This is a genomic window from Arhodomonas sp. KWT (assembly GCF_010993615.1).
On sequence record NZ_WNXE01000004.1, the window covers coordinates 49,458 to 57,035 of the forward strand.

A 7,578-nucleotide genomic window follows, 5' to 3' on the forward strand; every position below is an offset into this window, starting at 1 on the left:
GATTCGACATACCGCGAAACCGCCGGTTGTCGCGATGGCGCAACTCGCCCACTATAGCCTCCCGGGGCCGCCTCCGGCGGGGCGCACCGCTCTCCGGGGCGGCGGCAGCGCTCCGCCGCAGCAGCCACGGCAAAGGAATCCGTGACGATAACAGCCGAGAGCTCATGCCCAGCGACCACACACTGCGCCTGCTGATCGCCGAGGACTCCCTCAACGACGCCGAACGTCTCGTCAGCGTCCTGCGCAATGTCGGCTACGCCGTGCGCCCGACCCGTACCGACGACGGCGAGGCATTGCAGGCGGCGCTGCACGGCCAGGCTCAGGATATCCTGATCTGCGCCCCGGGACTGACGGACCTGCCGCTGGACGAGGCGCTGCGGGTCATACAGCAGTCGGGGCACGACCTGGGGGTGCTCGTACTCACCGAGGCGGAGGATCCGGAGCTGCGCCGCGAGGTGATGGCCATGGGGGTGGCCGACCTCGTGACCAAGGCCGATCCCGACCATTTCCGGTACGTGGTGGACCGCGAGTTCGCGGCGCTGCAGGCGCGTCGTGCCCAGCGCCGGCTGGAGGCCGCGCTCAGCGAGAGCGAGCGCCGCTGCGAGAATCTGCTGGAGAGCTCCCGCGACGCCATCGCGTACGTCCACGACGGCATGCACATCTACGCCAATCACGCCTACGCCGAGCGCTTCGGCCTGGACGACCGCGAGGAGGTGGAGGGCATGCCCCTGCTCGACCTCATCGCACCGACCGAGCAGGCGGACTTCCGTGAGCGCTTCCGGGCCTATGCCCGCGACGGCGAGACCTCCGCGGAGATCGCCACGCGGCTGCGCGACGCCAACGGTGAGGAACGCGACGCCCACGTCGTGCTGACCGAGGGCAGCTGGGACGGCGAGCATGCCACCCAGATCCTCATCCGGGGCCAGCAGCAGAATGACGACGCCCTGGCCGAGCGCCTGGAGCATCTCTCGCGCCAGGACATGCTCACCGGCCTGCTCAACCGCAACCACTTCCTCACCCATTTGGGCAAGCGGCTCACCAGCAACCATGCCGAGGAGGCCGGCACCCAGCACGGCCTGCTCTATCTGCGCATCGACCGCAGCGATACCATTCAGCACAACCTCGGCATCGGCGCCCTCGACCAGGTGATAGCGGACACCGCGGACTGCCTCGAGGCCCAGCTCCCGGAGGGGGCCGCCCCCGCGCGTTACGCGGACACCGCCTTCGTCGCACTGCTCCCCGGCGCCAACGTCCACGACGCCCTCGCCGTCGCCGAATCCGTGCGCGAGGCCGCCTCACGTCAGACCAGCGATGTCGACGGCCATACCGTGAACAAGACGGTGAGCGTGGGCATCGCCATGATCGGCGACAACGTCGCGACCGCGGAGCAGGCGGTCAACCTCGCCGCCGAGGCCATGGACCAGGCCGCCCGCGAGGGCGGCGACCGCGTCCACCTCCACCAGGGCGCCGCCGAGGCCGGCGACGATACCAGCGCCCTCGGTCCGCGGCTGGAAAAGGCCTTGTCCGACGGCCTGATCGAGTGCCTCTACCAGCCGGTGGTCGGACTGGGGGACGATGCCCCGGCGCGTTACCAACTCCATTACCGCCTCAGCGACGACGACGGCCTGGTCGACCAGGCCACGCTGAGCAAGGCGGCCGCCGAGGCCGGACTGGCGACGGCGCTGGACCGCTACATCCTCGACGCCGGCCTCCGCGCCCTCGCCGGGCAGGGCGGAGACGGGCCGAGCCTGTTCGTCCCGGTGTGCGCCGACAGCCTCGCGGACGCCGGCTTCGAGACCCTGGTCGCCGCCGCCCTGGACGAGCATGGCCTGCGCCCGCGGCAGCTGATCATCGAGCTACGCGAGTCCGTCGCGATCACGCAGTTCATGCAGATCGGGCGGATCGCCGAGGCCTTCTCGCGCGCCGGTATCGGCCTGTGCCTGACCGAGTTCGGCACCGGCCTGGACTCCTTCCGCATCCTCTACAACCTGCCGGTGGGCTTCGTACGCCTCGATCCGGTGCTGCTGGAGGATCTCTACGCCGGGCGCGGCGCGGACGACCACCTCAACAAGCTCGCCAGCGCCGCCCACGAGGCGGAATGCCTGATCATCGCCGAGGGCCTGACCGAGGCAGTGCATATCGCCCGCCTCTGGCAGCTCAACATCGACCTCATGCAGGGCGAGTTCCTTCAGGGCCCCGCCCCGGCCATGGACTACGACTTCGCGGGTATGGTCATCTGACGCCCGGCACGCTGCCTAGGCGGCACCGGCCTCCTGGAGCGCCCGGATGCGCACCTCGATAGGCGGATGCGACATGAACAGCCGCCGCAGCCCCGGGCCGCGACCGCCGTTGATCCCGAAAGCCTCGAGCTGATCCGGCATCTCCCCGGCATGCCCCCCCTGCAGCCGGCGTAGCGCCGCAATCATCGACTCACGTCCGGCGAGCCTCGCGCCGCCCGCGTCCGCACGGAACTCGCGCTGGCGCGAGAACCACATCACGATCATCGATGCGAGGATGCCGAACAGGATCTCCGCGGCGATCACCGCGATCCAGTAGCCCATCCCGTAGCCGCGTTCGTTGCGGAAGACCACGCGGTCCACGAACTGGCCGACGATCCGCGAGAGCACGATCACGAAGGTGTTCAGCACGCCCTGCAGCAGGGCCAGTGTCACCATGTCGCCGTTGGCCACGTGGCTGACCTCGTGGCCGAGCACCGCCGACGCCTCCTCCCGACGCATGCCGCGGAGCAGGCCCGCACTGACGGCAACCAGCGCGTCGTCACGGCGCATGCCGGTGGCGAAGGCGTTCATCTCCGCACCGTCGTAGATCCCCACCTCCGGCATGCCGATGCCGGCGGCACGGGCGTGGGTACGCACGGTGTCCACCAGCCACGCCTCGGTCTCGTTGGCCGGCTGGCTGATGACGCGTACCCCCATGAAGGTCCGCGCCATCCACTTCGAGCTCGCCAGCGAGATGAACGCCCCGCCCATCCCGAAGATGGCGGCAAGCACCAGCAGGCCACCGGTGTTGAGGACCACGCCCTGGCGGGCGAGCATCGGCTCGAGGACGTTGAGCACCGTACCCAGGAGGACGAGCACGGCCAGATTGGTCGCGAGAAAAAGCCCGATCCGCTTCATAGACGCCCACTCCCTGTCGGCATGGCGACGAAACCGAATTGCGCCTGGCCCCCTCCCGCCCGGAGGCGCCCTTTACCAGCGCGGGGCGGTCCTCCCCGCCGAAGGTTCAACGGCGCGCGGGACGAATGGCCGGATCAGGATATGGGGACACGGCGGGGCGGTTTCATCCCATCCGTCGGTCACTCGGCGGCGCCCAGCGCATCGACCCGCTGCAGCCCCCTCGGCAGCGCCTGGCCGCGCCGGCCGCGGGCACCCTCGTAGGCCACGAGGTCCCCCGGGCGCAGGGTCAGGGTGCGCTTGCCGGCGGTGACCACCAGGCCCCGCCCCTGCGGAAGCACCGCCATCGCGGCCACCCGCTCCGAACCGTCGGCGAGGCGCTCCCGCGGGATCCCGACGAGCTTGTTGCCCTTGCCCTTGGCGAGCTCCGGCAGCTCGGCGAGCGGGAAGACCAGCAGACGGCCCGCGGTGGTCGCCACCGCGAGACGGTCGCTCGCCGGGTCGTGGGCCGCCACCGGGGTCAGGACGCGCGCCCCGCCGGGTACGGTGAGCAGCGCCTTGCCCGAGCGGTTCTTGGCGAACAGGCTGGAGAGTTCGGTGACGAAGCCGTAGCCGTGGTCCGTGGCGAGCACCCAGCGCCCCTCGGGGTCGCCGGCGACCACGTGCTCGAAGTGGGCCCCGCCCTGGGGCGAGAGCCGCCCGGTGAGCGGCTCGCCCTGCCCGCGCGCAGAGGGCAGCGTATGCGCCGGCAGCGAATAGCTGCGGCCGCTGTCGTCGAGAAAGGCGACGAGCTGATTGGTTCGTCCGGGAGCGGCGTCACGGAAGCCGTCCCCGGCCTTGTACGACAGCCGCTCCGGGTCGACGTCGTGGCCCTTGGCCGCGCGTACCCAGCCCTTCTGCGAGAGGACCACGGTCACCGGCTCGCTGGGCACCAGCTCGGTCTCGGAAAGCGCCCGCGCGGAAGCGCGTTCCACCAGTGGTGAGCGGCGATCGTCGCCGTACTTGTCGGCATCCTCGCGCAACTCCTCCTGGATCAGGGCCGTCAGCCGGGCCGGCGAGTCCAGGGTCTCGCGGAGATCGTCGCGCTCGCGCTCCAGCTCCCCCTGCTCGGTGCGGATCTTCATCTCCTCCAGGCGCGCGAGGTGGCGCAGGCGCAGCTCCAGGATCGCCTCGGCCTGGCGCTCGGAGAGCCCGAAGCGCTCCATCAGCACCGGCTTGGGCTCGTCCTCCTCGCGGATGATCGCGATCACCTCGTCGATGTTGAGGTAGGCGATCAGGTAGCCCTCCAGCAGGTGCAGCCGGGACTCGACCTTGTCGAGCCGCCAGCGCAGCCGTCGGGTGACGGTGTCCCGCCGGAAGGTCAGCCACTCGGAGAGGATCTCGCGGAGGTCGCGCACCCGCGGACGGCCGTCCAGGCCGATGACATTGAGATTGACCCGGTAGGTCTTCTCCAGGTCGGTGGTCGCGAACAGGTGCTGCATCAGCTCGTCCGCGTCCACGCGGGCGGAACGCGGCGTGACCACCAGCCGGGTCGGGTTCTCGTGGTCGGATTCGTCACGCAGGTCCTCGACCATCGGCAGCTTCTTCGCCTGCATCTGTGCGGCGATCTGCTCCAGCACGCGGCTGCCGGAGACCTGGTAGGGCAGCGCGGTTATCACTACGTCGCGCCCCTCCCTCTCCCAGCGCGCACGCATGCGCAGGCCGCCGGAGCCGGTCTCGTAGATCCTGCGGATGTCCGCCGGCGGGGTGACGATCTCCGCCTCCGTGGGCATGTCCGGCCCGGGGATGTGCTTGCACAGCGCGGCCACGGAAGCGTCCGGCTCGTCCAGCAGGTGTATGCAGGCCGCCGTAATCTCGCGCAGGTTGTGGGGCGGAATGTCCGTGGCCATGCCCACGGCGATGCCGGTGCCGCCGTTGAGCAGGACGTTCGGCACCCGCGCCGGCAGCACCACCGGCTCGTCCAGGGTGCCGTCGAAGTTCGGCTGCCACTCCACCGTCCCCTGGCCCAGCTCGGCGAGCAGAAGCTGGGCGTAGGGCGCGAGCCGCGCCTCGGTGTAGCGCATGGCCGCGAACGACTTCGGGTCGTCCGCCGAGCCCCAGTTACCCTGGCCATCCACCAGCGGATAGCGATAGGAAAAGGGCTGGGCCATGAGCACCATGGCCTCGTAGCACGCGGCGTCGCCGTGAGGGTGGTACTTGCCGAGGACGTCGCCGACGGTGCGGGCCGACTTCTTGTACTTCGCCGCCGCCGACAGCCCGAGTTCGGACATGGCGTAGACGATGCGGCGCTGCACGGGCTTCATCCCGTCGCCGATGTGCGGCAGGGCCCGGTCGAGTATCACGTACATGGCGTAGTCGAGGTACGCCTTCTCGGTGAACTCGTGCAGCGGGCGGCTCTCGAAGTCGGAGTACGTCTGGATGTCGGTCATCGGCGTTCCGTCGGTGATTCAGTCGGGATGTCGCGGCAAAGCTGCCACGGCGGGTGCACTATCGCAGGCTGCGGAAAGCGGGGGAGCGAAACCCGGCCCCGGACACACTGTGAATACCTCGCTGTACGCTCGTGTGCGGCCATCCATGGCCGCACACGGTCCGGGGCCGGCCTTCCCTCCCCCATCGTGCACCGCACTCGGGGTCAAACCAGGGGCTCCGCCAGATCGCCCTTGCGCTCGAGCCATTCGCGGCGGGCCGCCGCGGCACGTTTGCCGAGCAGCATGCCCATGAGCCGGTCCGTGTCCTCCGGCGCGTCCACGGTGAGCTGCACGAGCCGCCGGGTGTCCGGCGCCATGGTGGTCTCGCGGAGCTGCATCGGATTCATCTCGCCGAGGCCCTTGAAGCGGGTGGTCGTGACCTTGCCCCGCTTGCCCTCGGCCTCGATGCGGTCGTAGATGCCCTGGCGCTCGGACTCGTCGAGCGCGTAGTGGGTCTCCTTGCCCACATCCACGCGGTAGAGCGGCGGCATCGCCATGAACACATGGCCGGCGCGCACCAGCGCCGGGAAGTGGCGCAGGAACAGCGCGCACAGGAGCGTGGCGATGTGGGCCCCGTCCGGGTCGGCGTCGGCGAGCACGCAGACCTTGCCGTAGCGCAGCCGGGAGAGGTCGTCGGAGCCCGGCTCGATGCCGAGCGCCACGGCGATGTCGTGCACCTCCTGCGAGCCCATCACCTCCGCCGGATCGACCTCCCAGGTGTTGAGGATCTTGCCGCGCAGGGGCATCACCGCCTGAAACTCGCGGTCACGGGCCTGCTTGGCGGAGCCGCCGGCCGAGTCGCCCTCCACCAGGAAGAGTTCCGTGCGTGAGGTGTCCTGGCTGGTGCAGTCGGCGAGCTTGCCCGGCAGCGCCGGCCCGCTGGTGACCTTCTTGCGGGTGACCTTGCGCGCGGCGCGCTGGCGGCGCTGGGCACTGGCGATCACCAGCTCGACGATCCCCTCCGCGGCGGCCACGTGCTGGTTGAGCCAGAGGCTGAAGGCGTCCTTGACCACGCCGGAGACGAAGGTGGCGCACTCCCGCGACGACAGCCGCTCCTTGGTCTGCCCTGAGAACTGCGGGTCCTCGAGCTTCACCGAGAGCACGAAGGCCAGCCGCTCGAAGATGTCCTCCGGGGCGATCCGCACCCCCCGCGGCAGGAGGTTGCGGAACTCACAGAACTCGCGCACCGCCTCGGTCAGGCCGCTACGCAGGCCGTTCACGTGGGTGCCGCCCTGGGCGGTGGGGATGAGGTTAACGTAGCTCTCCTGGACGACCTCGCCGTCCTCCGGCAGCCAGGCCACCGCCCATTCCACGGCCTCGCGCTCACCGTTCACCCGCCCGGTGAACGGCGACTCGGGGATGAACGGGGTGTCCTGCAGCGCGCCGCGCAGATAGTCCACGAGGCCGTCCTCGTAGTACCAGACGGTTGACTCGCCGCTCGCCTCCTCCTCCAGGCGCACGGTGAGCCCCGGGCACAGCACCGCCTTGGCACGCAGGACGTGCTTGAGTCGCGGCACGGAGAAGCGCGCCGAGTCGAAGTAGCTCGCATCAGGCCAGAAGTGCAGCTCGGTGCCGGTGTTGCGGCGGCCCACCTCGCCGACGACCTGGAGGTCCTCGACCTTCTCGCCGTGGGCGAAGGCCATGCGGTAGCGCTTGCCGTCGCGCCGGATCTCCACCTCCAGGCGCAGCGACAGCGCGTTCACCACCGAGACGCCGACACCGTGCAGGCCGCCGGAGAACTGGTAGCTCTTGGAGGAGAACTTGCCGCCGGCGTGGAGCTTGCTGAGGATCACCTCGACGCCGGGCAGTCCCTGCTGCGGGTGGGTATCCACGGGCATGCCCCGGCCGTCGTCGCGTACGGACAGCGAGCCATCACGGTAGAGGGTGACCACGATCTCCCGGGCGTGGCCGGCAATCGCCTCGTCCACACTGTTGTCGATAACCTCGGCGGCGAGGTGGTTGGGCCGGCTGGTATC

4 protein-coding genes are annotated in these 7,578 nt (G+C 70.1%); 1 reads left to right on the forward strand and 3 read right to left on the reverse strand.

Going from position 1 to position 7,578, the window contains the following annotated elements; translation table 11 throughout:
- Positions 1–164 precede the first annotated feature (164 nt).
- A complete protein-coding gene (locus tag G7A99_RS02150) occupies positions 165–2,240 on the forward strand; it encodes an EAL domain-containing protein (protein WP_163138749.1) in 2,076 nt (691 codons plus the stop codon).
- Between the two features lie 15 nt (positions 2,241–2,255).
- Here G7A99_RS02150 and htpX read toward each other — a convergent pair whose 3' ends face one another.
- The 3 genes from htpX to parE form a co-directional block, all read right to left on the reverse strand.
- Positions 2,256–3,137 (reverse strand): protease HtpX, encoded by an 882-nt coding sequence (htpX, locus tag G7A99_RS02155; RefSeq protein ID WP_018716971.1) that lies wholly within the window; start codon positions 3,135–3,137, stop codon positions 2,256–2,258.
- Positions 3,138–3,316: 179 nt separating this feature from the next.
- A complete protein-coding gene (gene parC / locus G7A99_RS02160) occupies positions 3,317–5,563 on the reverse strand; it encodes a DNA topoisomerase IV subunit A (protein WP_018716972.1) in 2,247 nt (748 codons plus the stop codon).
- 203 nt (positions 5,564–5,766) lie between these two features.
- On the reverse strand, positions 5,767–7,578 hold a 1,812-nt coding region (gene parE, locus G7A99_RS02165), incomplete at its 5' end, for a DNA topoisomerase IV subunit B (RefSeq protein ID WP_240466066.1).

Bases quoted from the DNA above. Each gene is read 5' to 3' on its own strand.
- htpX (WP_018716971.1), bottom strand. From the start codon at position 3,137: ATGAAGCGGATCGGGCTTTTTCTCGCGACCAATCTGGCCGTGCTCGTC.
- G7A99_RS02150 (WP_163138749.1), top strand. From the start codon at position 165: ATGCCCAGCGACCACACACTGCGCCTGCTGATCGCCGAGGACTCCCTC.
- parC (WP_018716972.1), bottom strand. From the start codon at position 5,563: ATGACCGACATCCAGACGTACTCCGACTTCGAGAGCCGCCCGCTGCAC.